Genomic DNA, 25,926 nt, shown 5'->3' with positions numbered 1-25,926 from the left:
CTCAACGTAAAAAAGACCGCACAACAGAATATACGAAATAGACGGCCAAAATACCGAGTAAATAAGGCAGTGCCACGATGAGCAGGCCGAAGATCCCGACAATGACGGCAATAATAAAAAAAACGATAAGGGCCAACGCCGCTTTTACACGCAGCGGCAGGCCCCGGGCCGCGTAAATGTGAATACGTTCTTTCGAACGCCCGCCGTATGCGCGTTCTTCACTGAGATCGTTATAGATATTCCCGTCCTCATCTATAGTCTGACCGCGGAAATTATCCCGTTCCGAGTCGGACATGACCGTTGCCTCTTCCGTTATTGCCCGCCTGTGGCATACCTCACAGAGGCCGTCATCATAGACGGATTCGTTATCACACTGACGACATTTCATAGTACTTCCTCCGCACTCTTAATACTCGTTATGCTTCATGCGACGTTCTATATCGCGTTTAGCTTCCTTTTCTGCCAAAGGCCTGCCGCTTATCGTACAGCTTCTTCCCTGTAGCCAAGCCCACCGTCGCTTTAACGCGGCCTTTCTTAAAGTAAAGATTCAACGGGATCAGGGTATAGCCTTTTTCTTTCGTCGCCCCGATAAGCTTGAGAATCTCATACTTGTGCAGAAGTAATTTCCGCGTCCGCAGGGGATCCGCATTGAAACGGTTTCCCTGTTCATACGGGCTGATATGCATCCCCACAATATAGGCTTCACCGTTATCGATACGGCAGTAACTGTCTTTCAAATTAACCGCTCCCCGGCGCAGGGACTTCACTTCCGTACCCGTCAAGGCAAGACCCGCTTCATAGGTGTCATGGATAAAATAATCATGACGGGCTTTACGGTTATCCGCAATGTATTTCACGCCTGTTTTCTCAGCCAAGGTGTTACCTCCCGTTTTTCCTCTTGCCTTTCTTATCCTTTTTACGGCCGCCTCCGGACTTGCGTACCTCTTTAGGCTTCATGCCTTTGGCATTCTTCTTGCCGCCCTTACGGCCTTTACGCTTTCACTTCGCCGTCGTACGGTCACGGTCCGGTAACGTTTTCCGATGATCCTCCGCCTGTTTGTGACGGCGGGCGCCCCGTTCGGCAAAAATTTTCTGCAGATCTTCAAGTGAGTCTATCTTTCCCGGCACAAAATCGATTATACAACGCTCCGTATCAACCGACGCCAACGTGACCGTCATTTCATCGCCGAGCCGATACACTTTACCGCCGCGACGGCCGTTAAGCGTATACGTCCCCTCGTCAAAATCGTAATCATCATCGCGCAGGAGGGAAATATGCACAAGCCCTTCAATGCCGTTTTCCAGGGACACAAACAGACCGAACGGCGTAATTCCCGTAACGTGCGCCGTAAAAGCTTCCCCAACAAAAGGCTTCATATATTCCGCTTTTTTCAGATCGTCCGTGTCCCGTTCCGCTTCAACGGCAATGCGTTCGCGCACACTTGCATGCTCCGCGGCTTTCGTCAGGAAAGCCAGCTTCGCGGCGGTCACTTTTTCAGTATACTTGTGCCTCTTTGCATAGGCCCGAATGAGGCGATGGACCATCAGGTCGGGGTAACGACGGATAGGCGAAGTGAAATGGGTATAACTGGTCGAAGCCAGTCCGAAATGGCCGGCATTGACGGTCGCATAGCGCGCCTGCTGCATGGCCCTCAGGGCAACGGTCTGCACAACCTGCTCCGCCTCCGTCCCTTTAGCGAGCGCCAAAAGGCGCTGAAATTCGGCCGGTTTGGCATCGGTCGCACTCGGTATGGGCAGGTTAAAAACAGACAGAACCGTCTTCATCAGCTCAATGCGATCACTGTCGGGAATCTCATGGATTCGAAAAACAGACGGATTACCGCTGCTTTCCAAATAAGCCGAAACAGTTTCGTTCGCAATAAGCATTGATTCTTCAATTATCTGTTCGGCTACAGTTCGTCTCCGTTCTTCGAGACGCAGTGGTCTGCCTTCCGGATCAAGAATAATCTTGTACTCGGGAAAATCAAAATCGACGGCGCCGCGTCGTAAACGCATTTGCCTGAGGATTTGCGATATCTCCCGCAATATGCCGATCATGGGCATGAAGGGGGCTAAATCGGCGGGGACAATACCGTCGACGAGAGCTTTTTTTATTTCTTTGTAGTTACAGCGCCGTTTAACCCGGATCACGGCAGGTCCGATATCGGCGCGGACAACCGTGCCGTTACGGTCGATCTCCATGACGCACGTCATGGAATAGCGGTCTTCACCGGCATTGAGACTGCAAATACCGTTGCTGAGCACTTCCGGAAGCATGGGAATAACGCGGTCTATGAGATACACGCTGGTACCGCGCTCATACGCTTCCGCATCAATGACGGAGGCAGCCTTCACATAGCGGCTGACATCGGCAATATAGACGCCGAGACGGTAATTCCCGTTTTCCAGTCTGACCGCGTCGACGGCATCGTCCAAGTCCTTGGCATCTTCGCCGTCAATCGTAATCAATTGTCTGTCCCGGTAATCGTTAAGGCCCTTTTCGGCTTTTACGGTCTTATCAATTTTCTCCGCCGCTTCGAGCACCTCTTGAGGAAAGGCGAAGGGTAAACGATGACGTGCCATAATAACCTTGATATCCAAGTCCTTATCGCCGTTGTAGCCGATGACCCGTTCTATTTCACCTTCAGCCTTATGCGCGCCTTCGGGCCATTTCGTAATACGCACGAGTACGCGCGCACCGCTGCGGGCATCACAGGCCTTATCCAGGGGAACGTAAACATCTTCATGAATCCGTTCGTCATCGGGCGTGACAAAGCCGAAGTCCGCCTGCCGATCATATGTGCCGACAAGAGTCTCATTGGCACGTTCGAGAACGGAAACAACGGTTCCTTCTTTACGGCGGCGTGCGGCGCCCGGCGTGACATGAACAACGACTTTGTCGTTATTCATGGCGGTCATCCTGTTTTCTTCGGCAACATAGACGTCATCTTCTCCGTCAGGGGTGACCACAAACCCGAAGGACCGGGTATAGCCCTTATATATACCTGTTATCTCGACGGCCGTTTCCTTCTTATGCCGTTCTTTGCCTGTGTACTTCACAAATATACTTCCTTCCGCAAAACCGGGATGCCATAAAACATAATATAATTATTATACCATATATCAAATTCACACGCTGTTTTCGGACATTAAAAAACCTGCGGCCGCGCCGCAGGTCATATGTCTGTCAAAATGTATGCAACAATCTGCCTAAAAGTAAGGTTAAGACAGCGAAAATAACGGAAAGGATGATCGGTCATTTTTGATAATAACGCATCCATGCCTCTGGCACGGCTGCCGAACAAGTCTTCGGCACCGCCGCCGAACCCTGCCCCCATGCCTTGCGTCTTGCTTTTCTGTGCTACCACTACGGTGATAAGCAATAACGACACTATTATGACGAGAATTTCCAATACGGTAATCACGGTACGCCTCCTTATATCTCATGGATAACAGTATTATTGTACACTGATTTATCCTATCTATCAATAGATTTTGTACGTTTTGTCCGGTTATCGCGGGAAAGCAGATACTCTTCCACCTTTCGCTTGACCCGCTGCAACGCATTATCAATGGACTTTTCACGGCGGCCGAGCTCAACGGACATTTCACGATACGACTTGCCGTCCAAATAGGCAATGAGCACCTGCCATTCCAGTTCGCTCAACACTTCATTCATTTTCATTTCAATATCTTCATAGGATTCACGGCTGATAATCAGTTCTTCCGGATTCATTGCCCTCAGCCCCGTCAGTACATCCTGGAGAGTCCGTTCCGATTCGTCCGCATAGACGGGTTTATTAAAGGAAACGTATGAATTCAGAGGCACGTGCTTTTGCCGCGTCGCCGTCTTGATAGCCGTAATGATCTGTCTGGTAATGCAAAGCTCCGCAAAGGCCTTGAACGTCACCTTACGCGACGGTTCGTAATCGCGGATGGCCTTATAAAGACCGATCATCCCCTCCTGAACGATATCTTCCTTATCCGCGCCGACGAGAAAGTAAGAGTGGGCTCTTGCCTTTACGAGATTGCGATATTTCTGAATCAGGTAGTCCGAGGCCGCCGCGTCTCCCTTTTTGGCGAGTTCCGTAATATTTTCATCAGTACGCGTTGTAAAATCGTCCTCCTTATGACTGCTCATATCTGCGCTCCTATTTTGATCTGCGAATTTTTTCAAGCTTTTCCCATACTTCACTGTTCCGCACGTAATGGACAACCTCGTTGCGCGTGCCCGTTTCAAGCTGACTGTTGTCATGCCGATAGCGGCTTGCTTCCTTTTTCATACGTTCCACGTCATCCGCCAGTTCCCGCGCCGACACACGATTGGCACCGCTGCCGAGAACCTGCAGCTGTTCCGTGCCGTCCGACGTAGCCACATAAATACTGCGCCGCCGGTGACGCTGCTCATAGACAAGGCGTTCAATGCGGCTGTCGGCCGTTTCTTCCTTATCTGTATAGACGACAGTACAGTCCCCGCCTATTTTCTCTTCTTTTGCAGCTTCATCCGTGTACATGGCGTCAAAGACAAGCACCAGTTCGATACCCTTGATTTTGCCGTACCCCGTCAAGATATCAATCAGTTTTTGCCGCGCATGTTCCAGCGATTCGTCAGCCAGTTTCTTCAACGGGTCCCAGGCAAAGATAATATTATAGCCGTCCACAAAATAGAGGTCTTTCATGCTTGTTCCCGACGCTGCCGCACGGCTTCATACAAAAGCAGAGCCGCCGCTACGGAAGCATTGAGGGAGTTCACACGGCCGAACATGGGAATCCGGACAAGGCGGTCGCAATCTCCCTGACTAAACGGGATATTCCCTTTCCCTCACTGCCGATAACGAGAACGAGCGGGCCCGTCAGGGAGCTGTGAAAGTAATCCGTCTCGCCGTCCATATCGGCGCCGATAACCCAAAATCCCTGCTTTTTCAGTTTTTTCAAGAAACTTGCCGTGTTACCGATGCGGACGACAGGCATGTATTCGACGGCGCCGGCCGAAGTTTTACCGACGGTTTCATTTACAGGAGCGCTGCGGCGTTTCGGCACGAGGACCGCATGGGCGCCGGCGCATTCCGCCGTACGAATAACGGCGCCCAGATTATGCACGTCTTCAATGCCGTCAAGCAGGATGAGGAAAGGGACATCTCCCTTCGCCTGCACCTCGCTCAACACCTCGTCCAGGTCGGCAAAGGCGACAGCCGCGGCAAAGGCGACGACATCCTGATGGTGCGTACCGCGGGCATGGCGGCGCATGACATCGGCGCTGACGGGTTCCACGGGAACCCCTTTTTCACGAGCCATGCTCCTGATACGCAAGAGCGGCTGTGAATCCTTGCCGGCTGTAATATAAATTCTTGTCACCGACCGCCCCGCTTTCAAGGCTTCGATAACACTGTTACGGCCCGTAATAATAGCTGAATCCACGATTTACTCCTTATGGTGAAGCTCACAATACGTTTTCGTGCCTTCATAAATAAGATCCATAATCTCGCACAACCTCTCCTTCTGCCCGGCGAGCACAAGATACCCGACAAGCGCTTCCAAAGCCGTGCTGTCACGGTATTCCGCGACAGACGCACTCTTCGGTACGCCGGATCCGGTATTGCGCGCACGCTGACATACCTCCGCTTCAACTTCATTAAACCGCTCTTTTATTACCCTGTAAACGAAAGACTGCGCTTTGGCAGACACAAATTCCGCCGCCAGCGTGTGGAGAACGCGCACACTCGGAATACCCGTCGCGACAAGGCGTTTGCGCATAGTAAGGGCATAATGCGCATCACCGACAAGCGCCAGATTAAGGGAATCCGCATGGGCCGCATCATAGCCGGGAACATCAAGGGACGTCCCTGTCGCAAACGCAGTATATGCTCTTTCTTTTACGTGTTGAAACTGTTTAAATCTCATTTCTTCCAACGCGCTCCCTGCGGCGAATCTTCAATGGTGATACCGAGCTCCGAAAGTTTATCGCGAATGGCGTCGGCCAAAGCATACTGCTTCTGCGCACGGCATTCCTGCCGCAGCTCCAGAATGACGTCCATCAGTTCCGCATAGTCTTTATCGCCGGTACCGCCGCGCACGCCGTTCCAACGATCTTCCAGAATGCCGAGAATATCCGTCATCGTTTTAAAGATATGTTTAACTTCCGCCAATACGGAAGCATCGACAGGAACATCATCAGTAACGACTTCATTTTTATAAATGTTGAGCTTCTTCGCCAATTCGAACATTGCGGCGCTGGCAAGGGCCGTATTGAAATCGTCGCACATGGCTTCCTCAAAGTCTTCCATCGCTTTTCGCGCATCGTTTAAAAGCTGTGCCGACGCTGCCGAACCGGAACCGGACGGCAAGTCGAGGAGATAGAGGGTATTATCGATAGCCGTACCGAGGCGTTCGAGGCTGCGCGTCATCTCCGTCAGGCGTTCATCGCTGAAATCCAGGGGGCTTCTGTAATGGTTGGAAATGAGGAAATACCGCAGCGCATCGGCGCTGTAGTGCTCCAGGACATCCTTGACGAGGAAAAAATTATTCAAAGATTTGCTCATTTTTTCCGAATCAATTGTAATAAATCCGTTGTGGACCCAATAATTTACCATCGGGCCGTGTCCACAACAAGCCTCGGTCTGAGCGATTTCATTTTCATGGTGCGGGAAAATGAGATCACTGCCGCCGCCGTGAAAATCAAACGGTTCCCCCAAGTATTTCAAACTCATAGCGGAACATTCGATATGCCAGCCCGGACGGCCCTTGCCCCAGGGGCTGTCCCATGCGGGTTCACCCGGCTTCGCCGATTTCCAGAGAGCAAAGTCCATGGGGTTTTCCTTACGATCGTCCACTTCGATGCGGGCGCCGGCCATCATATCGTCAAGAGAACGGTGGCTCAGTTCACCGTAATTCTCAAAGCTCCGGACGCGGTAGTAAATGTCCCCGTCCAATTCATAGGCATGGCCCTTCTTTACGAGTTCGCCGATCATGCTGATAATATCGTCCATATGTTCAGACACGCGGGGGTATCTGTCGGCACGTTGAACGCGAAGTTTATCCATTACTTCAAAGTACGACGCAATATAGCGGTTGGCAACGGTATCCCACGCCGCGTCTTCACCGTTTGCCGCATTAATGATCTTGTCGTCGACATCGGTAAAATTCTGAATATGCGTGACCTGATAGCCCAGGTGCTTCAGATAGCGCTTAATGACATCCCACGTAACGAAGGGACGCGCGTTGCCCATGTGGGAATGGTTATACGGCGTAATGCCGCAAACATACATTTTGACCTGACCGGGTGTGACGGGCTTAAACAATTCTTTCTTCCGTGTCAGTGTGTTGTATACGGTTAACTCTCTCATAGCATCTTCCTGATGAACACAAAAAAGGCCGCCATCCCCTGACAGAGACGGTGGCCCGCGGTTCCACTCTGCTTTACGGCAATGCCGTAATCTTAGTACCGGTAACGGCGGCCGACCGGATCGGACTACTTCTCAATTCACCCGACCTATTCACGAAGGCAACTTCATCGTTCTGCTCTCTGAACGGACTCTCAGCAGCCGCCCCTTCTCTCTGTAGCGCTCGGCGATGAACATATTTCGGTCATCATAGTTATTACAACCTGCAATGAGGTTCTTAATTTATATTATATAGTATACGACTTGAGACGGGCTGTCAAGATGGCAGCCGCCGCAGAAGTCCCGTCTTTTGCAGGCGGGCCATGACCTTTTCGCGCCCCATGAGAGCGATAATATGATGCAGGTCGGGGCCGTGCATAACGCCCGTAACGGCAACGCGTATCGGCATGTAGACGGCTCTTCCCTTAACGCCGAGCTCTTTTTGCACCTTTTTGAAAAGCGGCTGCACCGTGTCGGCGGTCACTTCATCAAGAGCCTGTAATTCCCGTGCAAATACGGTCAAAACGTCCGCAGCCGTTTCTTCCTTCAGAACGGCTGCCGTTTCTTCATTTTCCGGTGCATAGTCGTCAGTGAAGAAAATTTTTGCCGCAGCGGCGGCCTGCGCACCGTATTGAATATGTTCACGCAGCGCCTGAACCATCTCCTTAATCCGGATAAGAGTCGCGACATCGGGGTTTTCGGCTACATACCCCGCTTTCTGCAGGTGCGGCAGGCAAACCGCAAGGAGCTGGTCCGCGTCCAGTTCTTTCATGTACTGGAAATTGATCCAGTTCAGTTTTTCAATATCGAACACTGCCGGATTCTTGGCTACGCGATCGAGCGTGAACAGCTTGCAAAGCTCTTCTTTACTGAAAATTTCCCTATCACCTTCGGGCGTCCAGCCCAGAAGCGCGAGGAAATTGAAGAGAGCATCCGGCAGATATCCCATGTCCCGATACTGCTGCACGGAAGTGGCGCCGTGACGTTTGCTCATCTTTTTCTTATCCGCGCCGAGAATAAGCGATACGTGAGCAAATTGGGGCGGCTTAAAGCCCAACAGCCGGTAAAGCACAAGCTGGCGCGGCGTATTGGAAAGATGCTCTTCCGCACGGATAACATGTGTGATTTCCATAAGCGCGTCGTCAAGAACTACACAATAATTATAAACGGGGACGCCGTCGGATTTAACGATAACGAAATCGCCGATTTTATTGGAATCAAAAGAAACTTTACCGCGAACGATGTCATCGACTTCAAAGGTCTCGTTCCCGGGCGTCTTAACACGAATGACATACGGCCGGCCTTCTTTTAAGTACTGTTCCACCTGTTCCTGTGTGAGCCGGCTGCATTTGCCGCTGTATACGGGAGTTTCGCCCTCGGCCATTTGCGCGTTTTTTTCGGCCTCCAATTCCTCATGCGTACAAAAACAGTAATACGCTTTTCCTTCAGCGAGAAGCTTATCCGTATACTCCCGATATATCCCGAGCCGTTCCATCTGACGGTACGGGCCGTGGTCACCGCCTGCATCGATACCTTCATCCCAGTTAATGCCGAGCCAGGCAAGGGCTTCTTTAATATTTTCTTCCGATTCACGCGTGGAACGCTGCCGATCCGTATCTTCAATGCGGACGACAAAGGTGCCGTCTTCGTGCCGGGCAGCCAGGTAGTTAAAAAGAGCGGAGCGGGCGCCGCCTATATGGAAAGGTCCGGTCGGACTCGGAGCAAAACGTACGCGTACTTTCTCAGACATAAATCAATTCCTCCTACAGTGCATTATACTTGAGAACCATGGCGGCGGCCTGTGCGGCCATACCCTCTTCTTTACCGATGAACCCGAGCCGTTCCGTCGTTGTCGCCTTGACGGACACATCGGCCGCCCCGATTTCCAGAGCAGCCGCGATATTGCGGATCATGGCGGGGATAAAAGGCTTGACCTTCGGCCGCTGAGCCAGCAGAGTCGCATCGACGTTAATAATGCGGCAGCCGTTCTCGACAAGAATCTGTTTAACCTTACGTAAGAGCACAAGGCTGGATATATCTTTAAAAGCCCCGTCCGTATCGGGAAAATACGTGCCGATATCGTTGAGTCCTGCCGCTCCCAAAAGAGCGTCCATAACGGCGTGAAGAAGAACATCCGCATCGGAATGGCCATCCAGCCCCTTTTCAAAAGGTATGGTAACACCGCCGACAACAAGCGCGCGCCCCTCTACGAGACGATGGACGTCATACCCGCTGCCGACACAGTGCTTCGTCGGGCCGTTTAAATAAAATTCGAGAACAGGTATATCATCCGGCGTCGTTACCTTATGATTACGCTCATCACCTTTGAGCACAACCAGTTTTCCGCCGATTGCCTCGACAAGGGACGCGTCATCAGTACCGCTGAAGCCGTGGGCCTTTGCATAACGATGTGCCTCCCTGAGAATGGCGCGGTGAAAAATCTGCGGGGTCTGCACCGCAATAAGCCGGCTCCGTTCAAGCGTTTCCAACCGCTCCGGACCGACTCCGTCCGCACTTTCACGAAGCTTTACCGTATCCTTGACGGGAATGGCGTAAACGGCAGCTTCGGCTGCTTCCATAACAGGCACGGCATTATCATACCACTCCGGACCGGTCAGCGGCCGTGACCCGTCCTGAACCATAACGACGGCGCTGTCTTCCGCCGTCGCCATAAGACCGTTATATACCGAATCTTCCCGCTCGGCTCCGCCCAAGGCGTACTTCACAGGTATTGCCGGGTGAAGGGAAGCTACAATTCGTTCAACATCCGCGCGATCCCGCTCGGAAATTACGATAACCGCCTCGTCTACCCGTTTCGCCGCGAAGACATGGGCCAGCGTGTGTTCAGGACGGGTTTACCGCACAGAGGATAAAATAATTTATTCCGTTCGTAACCAAAACGGCGGCCTGAACCGGCAGCCACGACAATAACAGATACTTTCAACCAATCCACCTGTTTCTTAATCAGATACTTTTACGAAAATCATGCGGCCTGCAGAGGTCTGCAAGACGGATGTAACCGTAACGGGAATATTCATACCGATGTATTTTTCCCCGTTCTCGACGACGATCATCGTACCGTCATCAAGGTAAGCTATGCCCTGATTTTCTTCCTTACCGGCCTTGACAATGAGCACATTCATTTCTTCACCCGGTACGCGGGCCGGCTTCATGGCGTTAGCCAAATCATTGATATTGAGGACGATGACGCCCTGTAATTCGGCAACCTTATTGAGGTTGTAATCATTGGTAATGACCTTGGCGCCAAGCTGTCTGCCCAGACGGATAAGTTTGGAGTCGACACCCTGGGCGTCTTCGAAATCATCGCTGATAATATCGACCTGCACATGACGATCTTCCTGCATCTGCTTGAGAATATCCAAGCCGCGGCGTCCTTTGGTACGCTTCAGCAGATCGGACGAGTCCGCAATAAGCTGCAGCTCTTCAAGGACAAAAACAGGCACGAGAAGAGGCCCTTCCAGAAAACCGGTCGCACAAAGCTCGGCAATACGGCCGTCGATAATCGAGCTCGTATCCAGGAGTTTACCGACGGGACCGACATCTTTTTTCACCGTTTTGTCCTTGCTCTGTTTGCCGAAACGGAAAGACGAAAGAAGCGCGGAAATCTCCGTTTTTTTGCGGACGGCAATACTCATGCCCGCATAACCGAAGACAAGATTAAACACGATCGGCCCGTACGCGCCGATAATGGGGAGCCGGGCGAAGGCAAGTCCGATTAAGTTAGCGATTATAAGTCCAATAAGCAACCCTATCGTCCCGGCAAGCAGGTCCTGTCCGGACAGGCCGCTTAAACTGAATTCAATGCGATGAATGGCCGCCCAGATGAGACGCAAAATGAAATGAGACAAAATATACCCGACAATGGCACCGACGAAAGCGCCGGCAACATATGCGATGACCGTAAGGACAGTAATGCTGTAAAGGCCCTTGGCCGCGGCTTCGCCTTCAATTTCGGCGCTGAAAAAAGGAGCGGACATCAGCTCGTCGGCAAGAACCACGAAAATGATGGCCACGACAAGGACGATAAGCCAGCGCATGACGGTGTCCGCCAATTTATGAACCTTGGCGCGCCGCGCTTTACCCGCTTCCCGATCATCTCTCGAAGAAGTTCCGTAATCCGTCATATCAATTCACCTCCTGAAAGAACACAGAACACCCTTAAAACTGTTTAATTATATCATGTATACCACATCGTTACCAGTATGATACCGCATATGGGAGCGCTCTTTATATTATAAACGGGAAATATAGCAACCCCTGTTTATATATTATGATGTGAATGTGCAGAGATTATCGCCTCAACATAATAAAAATCCCCTGTGAGAAAACTCGCAGGAGATCACCGATCGGGATATTACGATCTTACAGCATTCAAAAAACATAAATCCATAGACAGGATCTTAATTCTATACAATTTTTTGCATCCATAAGTTCATGCCGTCAGCACCACCCGCGTCTTGAGCACATATCCAAATTATCATCAATATCCAAGTCAGTCCGCTACGTCCCGTTAAAAGCCGCTTCTACAGCTTCCCGCAGCGTCTTTACGGCGACGATATCATACTTTCTCTTATCCCGGTCGTCTGCGTTGCCGACGGGAATGATAAATCTCGTAAAGCCGAGTTTTGCCGCTTCCTGTATGCGTCTGCGGACATGCGGCACGCGGCGGATATCTCCGGTCAGACCGATTTCACCCATAACGACAGTATTCTTATCCATGGCCATATCCCTAAAAGACGAAACGACCGACAGGGCCACGGGCAAATCGGCCGCCGTTTCGTTTACTTTCAGGCCGCCGGCAACGTTAATATAGACATCCTGCGCCGACAGGTTCAGGCCGGCCCTCTTTTCCAGGACAGCCAGCAATAAAATCAGACGGTTATAGTCCATGCCGACGACAGTACGTCGGGGCACGGAAAAAACGGACCGCGACGTAAGAGCCTGTACCTCTCCTACAAGAGGGCGCATACCGTCCATAACGGCGGCGACAGCCGAACCGGCCTGTCCCGCGGAACGCTCCGCCAGAAGCAGTGCCGACGGATTGACCAGCTCTTCCAAACCTCTTTCGGACATGGTAAACAATCCCGTTTCATGAGTCGACCCGAACCGGTTCTTCATGCTCCGCAGGACACGGAACTGATAGTGCCGTTCCCCTTCCAGATAAAGAACCACGTCAACGAGGTGTTCCATGAGCCGGGGACCGGCAATAGTCCCCTCTTTTGTCACGTGCCCGACAACAATAACGGGAATACCGGTGGACTTGGCAAAGTTCATGAGCTTATTCGTCCCCTCACGGACCTGTCCCTGACTTCCCGGCGCACTGTCACAATCGCCTGTATACATGGTCTGTATGGAATCGACAATGAGAAGCCCCGCCTTTTCCGTCTCCGCCGCTTTTAAAACCGAATCAAGATATGTATCGGCCTCGACAAAGAGCCCTTGCGGATCAATACCGAGCCGCTCGGCACGAAGCTTAATCTGCCCCGCCGATTCTTCACCGGACGCGTACAGGACCGGTCCCGCCGCTTTTGAAACGGCTGCCGCCGTCTGCAGGACAAGGGTCGACTTGCCGATCCCCGGATCGCCGCTGAGAAGAATAAGCGCTCCCGGGACGATACCGCCGCCCAGAACCGTATCGAGCTCACCGATGCCTGTTGTCAGACGGGTCACCGTCTCCAGCTTAATCTCCCTCAACGGCGCCGGCTTTGTATCGTTTTGCCGTACAGATGACGCCGCAGCCGCCGGTACGGCAGCTTTTTCCGTTTCCTCCGCTAACGTGTTCCACTCGCCGCAGTGCGGGCAGCGCCCCAACCACCGGGTCGAGACGCTGCCGCATTCACTGCAGACAAAGCGGGTCCTCACTTTTGCCATCGTATCTCCTTATATCGTTTCGAAGTCGAGTTTTTTCTTATCCTTACTGTCGACATGGACAGTCTTGCCCTCCGTCAGCCGGCCTTCTAAAAGCAATTCGGCAATAGGATCTTCCACCAGTTTCTGAATGGAGCGGCGGAGCGGCCGTGCGCCGTAAGCAAAGTCGGTACCTTCGCCGACAAGCACATCCGTTGCCGCTTCCGTCCGTTTAAACTGCACGCCCTTTTCAGAGAGGCGTTCCATCAAATCATCAAGCATAATACCGACGATACGCTGTAAATCCTTCTTTTCAAGAGGCCTGAAAATGATCATTTCATCAAGGCGGTTAATAAATTCGGGCCTGAAGAACCGACGTACATCACCCATGATTTCCTTTTCCGCCTGTTCAAAAGCCGTCATCTTTGTTTTTTCCGTATCACCGCCGACAGCAAAGCCCATCGTCGGCGTTTCGGGACGCAAATGCGTGGCGCCGAGATTGCTCGTCATAATGATAACCGTATTGCGGAAATCGACAGTCCGCCCCTTCGTATCGGTCAGGCGGCCGTCATCGAGAATCTGCAAGAGAATATTGAAGAAATTGCGGTTCGCTTTTTCCACTTCATCAAAGAGAATGACGCTGTACGGTTTTTCCCGCACCTTATCGGTCAGTTCCCCGCCGTCGTCGTGACCGACATAGCCGGGAGGCGCGCCGATAAGACGGGCCACGGCATGAGATTCCATAAATTCGCTCATATCAATGCGAATCATCGCATCTTCACTGCCGAAAAGCCGCCCCGCCAAGGTCCGTGCCAGTTCCGTCTTACCGACGCCGCTGGGGCCGAGAAAGAGGAAAGAGCCGATAGGACGCTTCTCATCCTTCAGCCCCGCACGGGCACGTCGGACGGCTCTGGCAACGGCCGTAACGGCTTCATCCTGGCTGATGACACGCTTATGTAACTCTTCTTCCAAATGCATAAGCCTCTGCGACTCCGTTTCCGTAATCTGTTGTACAGGCACGCCCGACCAGACGGATACAACATCGGCAATGTCGTCGGCAGACACAACGGGACGTTCTTTATTTTCAGTTTCACCTCTGCAGACGGACTCAAGTTTATCTTCCGCCTCTTTGATCCGATCGCGCAGATCCGCGCATTTTTCGAAATTTTCCGCCGCCAGGAGCGCTTCCTTTTCGCGGTTCATACGGGACAACTCATCTTTCAGCGCTTTCACTTCCGCCGTAGGCACGGCTTCGCGCAGGCGCACCTTGGCGGACGCCTCGTCAATGACGTCAATCGCCTTGTCAGGCAAATATCTGTCGGCAATGTAACGCGCCGAAAGAGTAACGGCCTCTTCAAGGGCCCGGTCTGTAATCGTCACGTGATGAAAGTCCTCATATCTGCTGCGCAGACCTCGCAAAATCTGCAGCGCGTCTTCCTGCGTCGGTTCATCGACGCGGACAGGCTGGAACCGCCGTGTCAGAGCCGAATCCTTTTCAATATGCTTCTTATATTCATCCGTTGTCGTCGCCCCGATGCACTGTAATTCACCGCGCGCCAGAGCGGGTTTCATAATATCGGCCGCATCCATCGTCCCTTCTGCCGAACCGGCGCCGACAAGCTGGTGGAGCTCATCAATAAAGAGAATGACGGACGGATCCTTTTCCGCCTTTTCCAGAATGCGTTTGATTCGTTCTTCGAATTCCCCGCGATACTTTGTGCCGGCTACAAGACTGGACAAATTGAGCGAAAAAATCTGTTTATCCGCTAAAGGATACGGCACATCGCGGTCGACGATCTTCTGTGCCAGGCCTTCGGCAATGGCCGTCTTACCCACACCGGGCGCACCGAGCAGGATAGGATTGTTTTTCGTCCGCCTGCAGAGAATCTGAATAACCCGTTCCACTTCTTTATCTCTGCCGATGACGGGATCAATCTTGCCGTTTGCCGCATCAGCGTTTAAATCCCTGCCGTAAGCAGTCAGAAGATTAGATTCACCGCTGTCTTCCTCCGCAGCCGCACCGGCATATTCGTTGGGGCTGTAAGCCCCTTCCCCGGCGCCTTCGGTATACGGCATATCCTCATTAAATTCATTAATCCGCTCAATTAAGGCGGCCGGATCGACATCCATACTTTCCAGCACCTGCACGGCCATACTGTCGCGCTGCTGCAAAATCCCGAGGAGGATATGCTCCGTACCGACATAATTACGGTTCAGCCGCTTCGATTCCGTTACGGCAAATTCCATGGCCTGTTTCATTTTTCTCGTCAAAATAAGGTCGGCATCAGGCGTCATGCCCAAACCGACAATATTTTCCAACGCGCGGGTCACATTGGCAGTGGTCAGCCCCAAGTCACGCAGCATCTGACCGGCCGCCCCGTCTTCGTTGAGGACGAGACCGAGCAATATATGTTCTGTTCCTACATAATTATGCGCCATCCGCTGCGCAGCGGTGCGGGCATACCGAAGAACTTGTTTAGAGTCGTCTGTAAAACGATTATACATGCACATCTCCCTCCTTACGTGTCATGCATCATGTAAATCTAGTCTTTATATTCCTGCAATGTATCCCGTAAAAGACGGGTACGCACTTTAGCTTCTTCACCGAGACCGCTTTTGCCGACGGCACGGATATAGGCGGGTTCGCAGACAGCCGCCAACGCGGTGTACGCATGAGGCTTTGCCTTAATCAGGCCCATAGTCGTCGCCAATTGGAAATCACTGAGGAGATTCAACGCCTCTTCATGCTCCATAAGCCAGGCCTGCGAAAGAAGTCCGTAGCTGCGAAGCAGCCGATCGCGTACCGTGTCGGGTTCATTTGCCTGTAAAAGAGCGCGGCAAGCCCGTTCTTCCTGAATGATATGGGCGACTATCTTTTTTAACTGAGTGACAATATCCTCCTCCGTAACGCCAAGCGTTACTTGATTGGTAATCTGGAAGACATTACCGATATATGTATTCCTGCTGCTGTAAACCCCCATGAAAACGAAACCGAACTTCGTAATTCCCTGTGTAATACGATGGAGCCTCTTCATGGCGGCGAGGCCGGGCAAATGCAGGGTCACGCCTGCCAGAAATCCCGTGCCTGCCATGGACGGGCTGGCCGTAAGATAGCCGAATTCTTCATGAAAGGCATAATTAAGCGTTTCTTCCAATGCATCGTCAACACGCAAAGCATCGTCTGCGGCTTTTTGTACAGTAAACCCGGCCGCCGCCGTTTGAACGACAATGTGATCCGCTTCATTTACCATAACCGAAACGGCCCCGTCTTCGCGTACTATAACGGCATGATGTTCGGGCACATTCATCAGGGCGGCCGAGATAAAATGCTTGGTTGCGGTTAATTCCCGTTCGGCATTCGTCAGCGCCGGCATTTTAATACATTCATACTCTCCCGCGCCGATAGCGTCAAGACGCGGTACCGCAGCAACAACAGCCGTTTCCGCCGCGCCCAGTTCCGCTTTTGAGGCACGATTGGGGAAACGGTATTCACGGAGATTGCGCACCAGGCGCACACGGCTGTCGAGCACAACATCGTTATCCGCCCCCGAGCCCTGCTGCCACGGCAGGAGCGTAGAAGCTATACAGTCTTTAAACATGACCTGTCACCTCACCGTCATCATGCCGTTCCAGCGCTCTGATCTCATCGCGGATCTCCGCCGCTTCTTCATATCTTTCCGCCAACACAAGCTTACGCAAATGCTGCCGCAGCCGTTTAATATGCGTCGCCGTACGGAAAACGCCGCTGCCTCTGGCCGGTACCTTGCCGACATGGCGCGCATGGCCGTGAATACGTCGCATGAGCGGCCGGATTTCCCCATTGAATGCATCATAGCACTTGGGACAGCCGAACTTGCCGGTGCGGTTAAAATCACTGTACGTCATGCCGCAGCCGCTGCAGCGCGGTTCATCGGCAGCCGGCCCTTCATAATCGGCATAAGCCATCTTACGGAAAAAATCGTTGTCCACAATATTCAGCGCATGATCACCGCCGAGGGTACCCTGCTTCTTTGCACAGGCGGCACACAGATGCAGTTCCGTACGCTTGCCGTTCTCTATCTTCGTAATGTGCACAACCGCGTCAGTCAGTTTACACATATCACATAACATAGGCGCACCTCCTTCAAGCATGGGGCCGCAGGTTAAGACTTTTCAGGATACGCGTAATAACGGCAATGCGCTGCGGTTCATCATCAATCCTCGGCAAAAAGCGCCCGGAAGGTATGATGAAGCATGATAGCTTCGCTGTTCGTCACCGCTTTATGCTTCAAAAGACGGAACAAGAGGCCGTCCAAATCTTCCATAGAAACACTGACGGCCGGGCGGCGTTCCGATAAGGTTACGGGCGTGCAGTCCATTTTTTTCTTTTTCTGCTGCAACCGTACAATGCGCACAAAACCGCCGGAACCGCGGCGCGATTCGACGATAAAGCCCTTATCGTTGGAAAACCGCGTACTCAGGACATAACTGATCTGTGACGGCGCGCAGTCCAATTCATCGGCCAGTTCATTACGTCGCAGAATAATATTTTCTTCCTCTTCTTCCAGTAATTTATGAAGTATGAATTTTTCTATTTTATCAGCTAAAACACTCACTCTATCACCTCTCGGTTAAACTTTCATACAGGTCTGTTCGATACTGCTTTGACCTTACGCCTTATTATATTAGACTTTTTGACTTTTTGCAAGGTTTTAAGAATACTCTCGCCTGATGCGGAAAGCATTGACAGGCCGATTTGCAACCTCTTATAATGAATAAGTTATATCAATCGTTTCGAATGCATCCCGGGAGGCGGCCATGCTCAGTACATCCTATTTTTGGAACCTGTCGCGAAAAATATACAAGCATCGCAACTTCAGAGAAGATAAACGTGCTTTTGTTTTTTTCTGTAAAGCCTGCACCAATAAAGGGCTTTTTCAGGAACTGTACGACTACTTTGACGCCTATGCTCCGATGCGAAATTTCCTGACCGAAAAAGACAGGGACTTCCAGGAAATCATGACGCGGGTCTTTTTCTTCAAAAACTCGACTATGCGCGAACGGCTCAATGCACTGGAACACCATTTCGATATTCTCCGCACCATGTTTACGGACGAAGTCATTCATGAACTCTATTGGGGCAACGGCTATACCCTGTGGCAGTCTCCCGACCCGGAACTTCCTTTAGAATGCCGTCTCGTTTTTGATACGGGACAGCGAAAAGAAGGGTTCCTCTCGCTCTTCATCTATTACAGTGGGAATATGATATATCACTTTAATTTTCGTTTCGACTATAACGCGGAAAATGTCCCGTCCCTTTACGTCGGCACCCTTCAGGGTTCCAAAGAAGGCTTGGCGCAGACCAAGGATTTGACGAAAAAACTCTTCGGCTACAGGCCGAAAAACTTTATTCTTTATTTACTCCGTATTTTCGTACAGACCTTGGGAATGAAAAACCTCTACGTCATTACCGACGAAGGATTCTATACAAACAGCCATCTTCTTCGCGGCAACCGCTCAAAGAAAACAAACTTCAATGGCTTCTGGCAAGAAGAAGGCGCCTTCTCCGCCGCCGGCGAAAAATGGTATCTGGCTCTACCTATTGAAGAAAAACGCCGCAAATACGATGAAATCAAATCACAGAAGCGCAACCTTTTCCGTAAGCGCTACCTTCTCATGGATAAAATCGTACCTCCTTACATTGAAGCGACAAAAGCCTTATCCGGCCCGAATTCGCTCCGATACCGTCAGCAATCGACGAGGCGTCCGTAACAGATAAACCGGCGGACTACGATCCGATTGAAGCGCCGAAACGATAAAACTTGTACAAGAAAAAAGGTTCTATAATACATGTTGGGGTCGGCAGTGAAAGCTGCTGACTTCAGCATTCTTTTTTTGCAAAGAAAAGCATATGAGACTCGCATGCTTTACAATAAAATGTCCAGTCCTAAAGAAAGGATGCGAACTCATATGCTTACTGTTAATTATATAGAATCTTTAATGAATATAAAAGCTGAATGTATCAAGAATACATACGAAACAAATAATGCCTTTGTATATGAATTACAGATCCCCGTTACTGTGCGTACTTGTCCCGGTTGACGAGTTTCGTGGGAATGCAGCCGAACAACGATACCAAGTGATTCTGACGGGCTCATATACTCATATATACCGGACATTTTGCCTAAAAGAGAGACAAAGCTTTGTGTAAGTATTTCTCAGGCTTTACACGCCGCATCAGGATAAACGTTAAGTTCATTGTGATGGATATGTTCAACCAATTTAAGTGTATTATGGAGAGACTGTTTCCCAATGCCCATATTGTGGGCGAGCAGTACCATATTGCCGCTAGGGTAGTCAATTTTTTCTTTATTTACATCAAGAATCATATAAACCGCTCTTACACTAGACAATAATATCAAAATTGGGATTAACAAATGTTAATAGTGAGTTTTTGGCCAAGTGCAAAGGCAATTTTGCTCATAGTTTCAATACTAGTATTATTACCACGCTCAATTCTGGCAATGGTTGATTGTGGAACATGTGATAACTCTGCAAGTTCACGCTGAGTCAACCCGGCATTTTGTCTAGCATTAGATACTGCAATTGCACTTTCTAAGACAGCTTTTTCTGCTAAGTAACCTGCTTTGAAGTTATCGTGTTTTAATTCGTTTCTTAAAAAATCATCAAATTTAATAGTTGCCATGATTGTTCTCCTCAAATTCTTTTTTCAATTCTTTAGCATGCTTGATTTCACTGGACGGTGTTTTTTGAGTTTTCTTAGTAAATCCATGAGTGATGATGTAACGATCGTCAACCGCATGGAAGTATAAAGCACGCCGGATATTAGAAGATACCTTTGAACGGATTTCAAAAATATCATTATCCAGTTTTTTAACCCACTCCATACGCTGTGCAATCAGCAAGCCCTTTTCTTGTATAACATCAATTGTAGCGAGAAGCTTTTGCTTATCTTTTTTAGGCAAGGCTTGTAAAAACTCAATGAATTCATTGTGCCCATTTAGCCGTGTGTAAAATTCGAATTTAGGTTGTTTCATTATATTTTATGATAGCATATATTGTTCAAAAAATGCAATTAGTAATATTGAGTTATTTATCTGTAGCGTAATCAGACATTTGCGACAAGTACTCATGCAGAATAATTAAGAAGAATTCTGCCGCCACCTCATTGGGTGATTTGAAACTAAGCATCCTTTGTGCAACGGTATTATGTCGACTTGTATACCGCTTACGGACTTTACGAAGGCCTTCTATCCTATCGAAACTTCGGTCATAATAGATTTCATAAGAAGGAAGCTCCCTATTATCCTGTCGGTTTGGCCACTTGCATTATAACAGAGTTTTCTTCTTATTTTTTATACCCGTTCGGATGAGTTTTATGCCATTTCCAAGCGTGTTCGATTATCGTTCCGATATCGCTGAATTGCGGCCGCCATGTCGTTGCCTTCCTGAATTTTTCAGACGAGGCGATAAGGACGGCCGGGTCTCCGGCACGGCGCAACGCTTCTTTAACCGTAAAGTTACGGCCGGTCACTTCTTTAGCCACCCTGATCATTTCCCGAACGGAAAACCCGTTTTGAGAACCTAAATTAAAGGCCTGTGATATGCCGCCGTTTACAAGATATTCGAGCACGCGGCAATGGGCATCGGCCAGATCGACGACATGGATATAATCACGAATACACGTGCCGTCAGGCGTCGGATAATCCGTCCCGAAGATGCTGATACTGTCACGTATCCCCAATGCAGCCTGCAAGATGAGAGGAATCAAGTGCGTTTCCGGAACATGATCCTCACCGATAGAAGCGTCAGGAGACGCGCCGGCAGCGTTAAAATACCGTAAGGACGCATAATGAAGGCCATAGGCCCGGGCAAACTGAGCCAGCATCTGTTCAATCATAAGCTTCGTCTGACCGTATACATTCGTCGGCTCATGCGGCATAGTTTCCGTAATCGGCGTTACTTCCGGCTCACCGTAAACGGCAGCAGTCGAAGAAAAAACAAAATTCGGCACGCCTGCACGGCGAACCGCTTCCAGAAGGGACCATGAACCGATAACATTGTTATCATAATAGACGGTCGGATTCTCCATGGATTCGCCAAGCCGGCTATGGGCCGCAAAATGCATGACCCCTTCAATCCGTTCGGTCTCAAGAATCGTCTGCACGCTGTCCGTATTATGAATGTCTTCAATAATCAGTTTAACATCCGTCGGCACGGCGCCCCGATGTCCGCGCGATAAATTATCAAGAACAACCGCCTCATGCCCCTTTTCCAAAAGGGCCCGCACCGCATGACTGCCGATATACCCGGCACCGCCCGTCACTAATACTTTCATAGTACCACCTCTTCATGCATCGCCGTAAAAGATACGCACAAATGCCTTTTATATAATTCTATAAGATTACAATACATGTGTTACACTGGTATATAAAAATAAAAGAGAAAGCTCTTTTTGCAGCATGCTGTATCTACACAAAAAATCATTAAAAAAAGAGTACTTTCTCATGAAAAGCGTATCACAAGACATTACTCATTACCAGGCAATTCTTTCCTATGCGGAAAAACATGGTGGCGCTAACGGCTGCCATCATGCACCATACGTATCCACCGATTTATCTATCGCCTACGTAAGCGGTGTAACATTGGGGGGGCTTCTTACAACGAAAACATTATTCCCGCTCTATCACCGGCTTGTACTGCTACATGAAACACCCGGGCTAACGGCATAAAGGTCAAGTATATTCCAAGCCCTATCAGCCCACTTGCAAAAAAGCGGCCCCACAGAAAGGACATGGGAAGTTTTACGTCATTCACACGTTTCATGCCTTCGATGATTTTAAGGTACAACCGGCACGGCGGAACAAAGAATACAATCAGTGCCCTTAGGTTGGAAATCACTGCGTTACTGTCTCATTCAATTTCTTTCTGCCGTGTAACATATGTTTGACAAATCGACAAACTGGACATACAAAAATTTTTTATAGATTTCGTAATGACTTAAGTTTAACACTTATAAATAAATTCTTCTCATATTCATTAAAATTAACATACCACTGTAAAGCAAAGAAAAAACTGATATAAATAACGATAGAAATACAAAAGGCAATAACCGTATGCCTAATAAAAAAATAATTCCATAAAAGATAAGCAACAGTCATTACTGCCAATGCTACAAAAGCAATTTTAGCAATTTCTCGCCAAAAGACAACTATATTAATTTTCATACAGCAATGATAATACCAGTTCATTAAAAGTCCATTACCTATAAACATACATGTCCCGGTAGCAACTGCGCCGCCCAAAATCCCATAATCACGAATCAACCACACGGCTAAAATTATATTTGCTATTCCCATAAAAAAATATATTATGGCACGGATATGATAAACATTCCTTGCCTGCATAATAATTAAGCCAATATTTTGAATCAAATCAATCGTAAATGGAATCATTACTATTAAGGCTATCCAATAGGCATCACGAAAATTCTCACCTGCCCAATAATGAAGAAAATCATGCCCAAAAATAACAAAACCGGTCAAGATTAAAGATAATAAATAAAATTGTAATCGTCCGACTTTTATAAATATATGTTGAAAGGCCTTGTCAGACTCTCTTCGCGCAACCATCATGGTTATTTTCGGCAATAAAACTCCCGACATAGCTGTAGATATATTCATATAATTAATATAAATTTGGCTTGCAACAGCATAAACAGCTACAGCAGCCGTGCCTACTTTTAACCCCAATAAAATTTGATTACTCTGCCAAAACACTTGATCAACAACGGCAACAACAAACAAACTTATAGACAATTTATATAATGCCTTGATAATGGATTTATTGCATCCGCAATAAGAAATCTTAGTATGTAATATATATCTACAATAACTCCACTTAATAAAAATCAATACGGTATTAAACAAAGACTGTACTAAAACAACGTATAAAGCTGTTGGATACCAAAAAATAACCGCAATAACAACAAATGGTTGTAATACGACTTGCAATATACTGACTATCTTTAAAAATATAAACCTTTCATGAGAAACAATGATCGCATCAAAAATTTTAGAATTAAAAAGCAGAATAATATTAAAAAACAAAAGCAACAAAATCTGCTGTGCACTTATTATCATAGATTCAGATAGAGTTTCTTTAAACAGTAATGGAATATTATAATAAATTATTATACTCACAAAACACAACACAATGCTAATTATCAAACACAGAATTGATACTGTTGATAATAATTCCTTTATGGTCTCCTTCTTGTCTAACTCTAAATACTCTGACAGAAATTTAACTATAGTTGTCGATAACCCAAAATCTAATACATTAAAATAAGCGATAATAGATCCTAACAGTTTATATAACCCAAACTCATCTATACCTATATAAGTAACTAAAATAGGAACGTATGCCAAATTTACCACTGTATTAACTAACAGAAATAAATAAGATAAAATTATCCCTATTTTCCTTTGATGATATTGATTGCCAGGCATTTTTATCTCCCCCGAAAGTTCTCTTTAACAACTCTTTGTTAACCAATATACATCAAAATTATGATGGCTTACCTGATTTTTATCTGGAGGTGGAGTTATATAATCTCCAAATGTATTAGTTAAATATTCATCATACCCTTTCGGGGCCCAAAATTCACTCTCCTCAAATTTCAATTTAATTCCAGAGAGCATAGACTTTCGACTAGCATACTCAAAAGACCAATTCCAAACATAAACAGTCAGCCCTACATTATTACATGAATTAAAATTAAATTTCTTCGAAATAGAATTGACTAGCAAGAATACTTTTTGTGTTGGCACCCATGCAAGAAGTGTTATTAAAATATATTTAACAATTGTTCTTAATTTATTTTTTATACTTATATTTTCCTCTTTTGAATCGGAAAAATGTTTACTAGGAAGATAAATAAAAGCGGAAGCATTGCCAATAACACCTAATGTCTTTTGTATTAACACAAGAAATTTATGCATAATCATATTATCAGGGATACCATCTATAGGAAACACATCAATAAAGGCATGATATTTGCTATATTTTTTTTTTAAAGTATTTTCAAATAATATCGTTTCCGTATCGCCAACACGACCAAACGCCATATGCCAGTCAGGATTATTGTCTAATGAATCAGCTCTATACCTACTATTACTCCGATTATATAATTTAAAAAACCTTTGATAATCCTCCCTTGGCATCATTATATCAATATCATCATCCCAAGGAATAAACCCATTATGCCTAATTGCACCTAATAAAGTACCTCCGCAGAGAAAATACCTAATATTATGCATACGACAAAAACAGGCTACATCTTTTAAAATATTAAATTCTACTATTTTTAGTTCTTCTTTAGTCAACGCATTCATAGAATCTAAAATCCTATCTATTATTATATAATTCCAGAAAATCATTATGATACCTAGAATCATTAGACATGGGCGTAATGATAATTGTATCTCTAAATATCCAATATGCTACCTTCACAACACCTGTGCTCTTTCCCCATACATTCAAAGCCGCAACTCGAATCTCTTCAATTGATATCTTTAATTTTCCCATTTCTTCTATTATAGACAATACTGATGATCCAGTATCTACGGAATCATCAACTAACAAAATCTTTTTCACCTTTCCAAGGCTCTCTAAATCTTCTGATTTAAAATGCACATCTCTTTTTTTTACGACTGCATGGACACCTGATTTTAACTCCAGCCTTCTAAAAAATAACTTTATCCTATTAGGTAATACCTGTAATAATGGAGATACGACAGATTTAAACCCGTTTGTCCTACGTTCAGCATAAACAGGAATAAGCATCACATTCAATGACTCACTTATATATTTACCAATTAAATAGCCTCCTTTAGCAATATATATAATAAGATCTGGTTCATAATCTATTTTAATCTGATTTGCTAATTCAACACTTTTTTCTTTTAAATCGTTTAATGATAGTTCGATATAATCCATTAAAATCACCTCGCTGTACAAATTTAACGATTCTAGCTAAAATTGTGATTTTATGTGCAATACTAATACAAGAATGGCCGTATGACTCATTCATTTCTAATAGAGCCAAAAATTCTTCCGGCGATGACGGCTCAATATCAGAAATAATATAATTTTTGCCGATCTCAATTGAAGTATGTGCATCGGAGCCTATTACCTTTTTCAAATGGTATCGCTCAGCAATAAGATTCTGGTATTTATCATATACGGGATCAATATTCCTGCCATTATGAACTTCAATACAATCTATCAATCCTTTTAATTCTTCTATATATTGTTCCTTTAAAACGGTTTTAATACGCTTTAAATCAGAAGGATGTGGTATATAAACAAGTCCATTTTGCTCTTTAATTTTTTGTACAGTTTCAGAAGGAGTCAATCCGCAAGGTATTTCTTTGTTTAAATATAAACCGATAATTTCTCCTCCCGTAGTCATAATTTCTTCACCAATGATTACATGTATTTTATTCCCACGTCTTTTACAATATTCAGAAAATGCAACTGCCCCACTAATATTATTGTGCTCAGTTATAGCAACATAGTTAATGCCAGTAAAAATACATCGCCAATATACTAACCAGAAGGGCAGTATACTATCATGGGAATACTTTGTATGTATATGTAATTGAATTTTTGCCAT

Annotated in this window: 24 protein-coding genes and 3 pseudogenes; 2 read left to right on the top strand and 25 right to left on the bottom strand. The window is 47.5% G+C overall.

What is annotated here, in order from left to right; all coding sequences use genetic code 11:
* Position 1: 1 nt before the first annotated feature.
* The 18 genes and pseudogenes from HMPREF0080_RS07705 to HMPREF0080_RS07625 all read right to left on the bottom strand — a co-directional run bounded on the left by HMPREF0080_RS07705 (position 2) and on the right by HMPREF0080_RS07625 (position 17,842).
* The gene (locus HMPREF0080_RS07705; RefSeq protein ID WP_006790864.1) at positions 2–388 is read right to left on the bottom strand and encodes a hypothetical protein; all 387 of its coding nucleotides are present in this window, start codon (positions 386–388) and stop codon (positions 2–4) included.
* 18 nt (positions 389–406) lie between these two features.
* A pseudogene (gene smpB / locus HMPREF0080_RS07700) lies at positions 407–875 on the bottom strand (SsrA-binding protein SmpB).
* A gap of 124 nt (positions 876–999) precedes the next feature.
* The gene (gene rnr / locus HMPREF0080_RS07695) at positions 1,000–3,060 is read right to left on the bottom strand and encodes a ribonuclease R (protein WP_006790862.1); all 2,061 of its coding nucleotides are present in this window, start codon (positions 3,058–3,060) and stop codon (positions 1,000–1,002) included.
* Between the two features lie 116 nt (positions 3,061–3,176).
* Positions 3,177–3,425, bottom strand: a complete 249-nt coding sequence (gene secG / locus HMPREF0080_RS07690; RefSeq protein ID WP_006790861.1) for a preprotein translocase subunit SecG — start codon at positions 3,423–3,425, stop codon at positions 3,177–3,179.
* Positions 3,426–3,478: 53 nt separating this feature from the next.
* Positions 3,479–4,141: an RNA polymerase sporulation sigma factor SigH gene (gene sigH, locus HMPREF0080_RS07685; RefSeq protein WP_006790860.1), complete on the bottom strand. Its 663-nt coding sequence runs from the start codon at positions 4,139–4,141 to the stop codon at positions 3,479–3,481.
* A 10-nt stretch (positions 4,142–4,151) separates the two neighbouring features.
* Positions 4,152–4,679 carry an NYN domain-containing protein gene (locus HMPREF0080_RS07680; protein WP_006790859.1) on the bottom strand — a complete coding sequence of 176 codons (528 nt, stop codon included), beginning with the start codon at positions 4,677–4,679 and terminating at the stop codon, positions 4,152–4,154.
* A pseudogene (rlmB, locus tag HMPREF0080_RS07675) lies at positions 4,676–5,418 on the bottom strand (23S rRNA (guanosine(2251)-2'-O)-methyltransferase RlmB). Before rlmB ends, HMPREF0080_RS07680 begins: the two are co-directional and overlap by 4 nt.
* Before the next feature lie 3 nt (positions 5,419–5,421).
* Complete coding sequence (locus HMPREF0080_RS07670) at positions 5,422–5,901, bottom strand: Mini-ribonuclease 3 (RefSeq protein WP_006790857.1); 480 nt, start codon at positions 5,899–5,901, stop codon at positions 5,422–5,424.
* A complete protein-coding gene (gene cysS / locus HMPREF0080_RS07665; protein ID WP_006790856.1) occupies positions 5,898–7,343 on the bottom strand; it encodes a cysteine--tRNA ligase in 1,446 nt (481 codons plus the stop codon). The genes HMPREF0080_RS07670 and cysS overlap by 4 nt, the downstream gene beginning before the upstream one ends.
* A gap of 313 nt (positions 7,344–7,656) precedes the next feature.
* On the bottom strand, positions 7,657–9,129 hold the full coding sequence (gltX, locus tag HMPREF0080_RS07660; RefSeq protein ID WP_006790855.1) for a glutamate--tRNA ligase: 1,473 nt from the start codon (positions 9,127–9,129) through the stop codon (positions 7,657–7,659).
* A 13-nt stretch (positions 9,130–9,142) separates the two neighbouring features.
* A complete protein-coding gene (gene ispF / locus HMPREF0080_RS07655; protein ID WP_245527261.1) occupies positions 9,143–9,712 on the bottom strand; it encodes a 2-C-methyl-D-erythritol 2,4-cyclodiphosphate synthase in 570 nt (189 codons plus the stop codon).
* Positions 9,698–10,302: pseudogene (locus HMPREF0080_RS11000) on the bottom strand (IspD/TarI family cytidylyltransferase); the annotation flags it as partial. The gene ispF and the pseudogene HMPREF0080_RS11000, both read right to left, overlap by 15 nt.
* 37 nt (positions 10,303–10,339) lie before the next feature.
* Positions 10,340–11,524 (bottom strand): PIN/TRAM domain-containing protein, encoded by a 1,185-nt coding sequence (locus HMPREF0080_RS07650; RefSeq protein ID WP_006790852.1) that lies wholly within the window; start codon positions 11,522–11,524, stop codon positions 10,340–10,342.
* A gap of 376 nt (positions 11,525–11,900) precedes the next feature.
* Positions 11,901–13,271 (bottom strand): DNA repair protein RadA, encoded by a 1,371-nt coding sequence (gene radA, locus HMPREF0080_RS07645; RefSeq protein WP_006790851.1) that lies wholly within the window; start codon positions 13,269–13,271, stop codon positions 11,901–11,903.
* Between the two features lie 9 nt (positions 13,272–13,280).
* Entirely contained in the window at positions 13,281–15,752 is a 2,472-nt protein-coding gene (locus HMPREF0080_RS07640) for an ATP-dependent Clp protease ATP-binding subunit (protein WP_006790850.1), read from the bottom strand.
* A 38-nt stretch (positions 15,753–15,790) separates the two neighbouring features.
* Positions 15,791–16,846 (bottom strand): ATP--guanido phosphotransferase, encoded by a 1,056-nt coding sequence (locus tag HMPREF0080_RS07635; protein ID WP_006790848.1) that lies wholly within the window; start codon positions 16,844–16,846, stop codon positions 15,791–15,793.
* The gene (locus tag HMPREF0080_RS07630) at positions 16,839–17,357 is read right to left on the bottom strand and encodes a UvrB/UvrC motif-containing protein (protein WP_040347531.1); all 519 of its coding nucleotides are present in this window, start codon (positions 17,355–17,357) and stop codon (positions 16,839–16,841) included. Before HMPREF0080_RS07630 ends, HMPREF0080_RS07635 begins: the two co-directional genes overlap by 8 nt.
* An 83-nt stretch (positions 17,358–17,440) precedes the next feature.
* Positions 17,441–17,842: a CtsR family transcriptional regulator gene (locus HMPREF0080_RS07625; RefSeq protein ID WP_006790846.1), complete on the bottom strand. Its 402-nt coding sequence runs from the start codon at positions 17,840–17,842 to the stop codon at positions 17,441–17,443.
* A 202-nt stretch (positions 17,843–18,044) separates the two neighbouring features.
* Between HMPREF0080_RS07625 and HMPREF0080_RS07620 the strand changes: the two genes are divergently transcribed.
* Both HMPREF0080_RS07620 and HMPREF0080_RS11760 read left to right on the top strand, forming a co-directional pair.
* Positions 18,045–18,998, top strand: coding sequence for a DUF535 family protein (locus HMPREF0080_RS07620; protein WP_006790845.1), 954 nt, complete (start codon positions 18,045–18,047; stop codon positions 18,996–18,998).
* A gap of 431 nt (positions 18,999–19,429) precedes the next feature.
* Entirely contained in the window at positions 19,430–19,642 is a 213-nt protein-coding gene (locus HMPREF0080_RS11760; protein WP_071777905.1) for a transposase, read from the top strand.
* Between the two features lie 14 nt (positions 19,643–19,656).
* Here HMPREF0080_RS11760 and HMPREF0080_RS07610 read toward each other — a convergent pair whose 3' ends face one another.
* From HMPREF0080_RS07610 to HMPREF0080_RS07575, 7 genes are all read right to left on the bottom strand, one after another.
* Positions 19,657–19,932 carry a helix-turn-helix domain-containing protein gene (locus tag HMPREF0080_RS07610; protein WP_006790842.1) on the bottom strand — a complete coding sequence of 92 codons (276 nt, stop codon included), beginning with the start codon at positions 19,930–19,932 and terminating at the stop codon, positions 19,657–19,659.
* On the bottom strand, positions 19,919–20,284 hold the full coding sequence (locus HMPREF0080_RS07605) for a type II toxin-antitoxin system RelE/ParE family toxin (protein ID WP_006790841.1): 366 nt from the start codon (positions 20,282–20,284) through the stop codon (positions 19,919–19,921). The genes HMPREF0080_RS07610 and HMPREF0080_RS07605 overlap by 14 nt, the downstream gene beginning before the upstream one ends.
* Before the next feature lie 311 nt (positions 20,285–20,595).
* Entirely contained in the window at positions 20,596–21,585 is a 990-nt protein-coding gene (galE, locus tag HMPREF0080_RS07600; protein ID WP_006790840.1) for a UDP-glucose 4-epimerase GalE, read from the bottom strand.
* A 643-nt stretch (positions 21,586–22,228) separates the two neighbouring features.
* Complete coding sequence (locus HMPREF0080_RS07590) at positions 22,229–23,758, bottom strand: oligosaccharide flippase family protein (RefSeq protein WP_006790838.1); 1,530 nt, start codon at positions 23,756–23,758, stop codon at positions 22,229–22,231.
* Positions 23,759–23,782: 24 nt separating this feature from the next.
* Positions 23,783–24,643 carry a LicD family protein gene (locus tag HMPREF0080_RS07585; protein ID WP_040347529.1) on the bottom strand — a complete coding sequence of 287 codons (861 nt, stop codon included), beginning with the start codon at positions 24,641–24,643 and terminating at the stop codon, positions 23,783–23,785.
* Between the two features lie 13 nt (positions 24,644–24,656).
* Positions 24,657–25,247: a phosphoribosyltransferase family protein gene (locus tag HMPREF0080_RS07580; protein ID WP_006790836.1), complete on the bottom strand. Its 591-nt coding sequence runs from the start codon at positions 25,245–25,247 to the stop codon at positions 24,657–24,659.
* Entirely contained in the window at positions 25,198–25,926 is a 729-nt protein-coding gene (locus tag HMPREF0080_RS07575) for a PHP domain-containing protein (protein ID WP_006790835.1), read from the bottom strand. The genes HMPREF0080_RS07580 and HMPREF0080_RS07575 overlap by 50 nt, the downstream gene beginning before the upstream one ends.

Origin of the sequence: Megasphaera geminata F0357 (genome assembly GCF_000239275.1) — a bacterium.
In the GTDB taxonomy this organism is placed as follows: domain Bacteria; phylum Bacillota; class Negativicutes; order Veillonellales; family Megasphaeraceae; genus Megasphaera; species Megasphaera geminata.
This window is presented reverse-complemented; position numbering and strand designations above follow the sequence as displayed.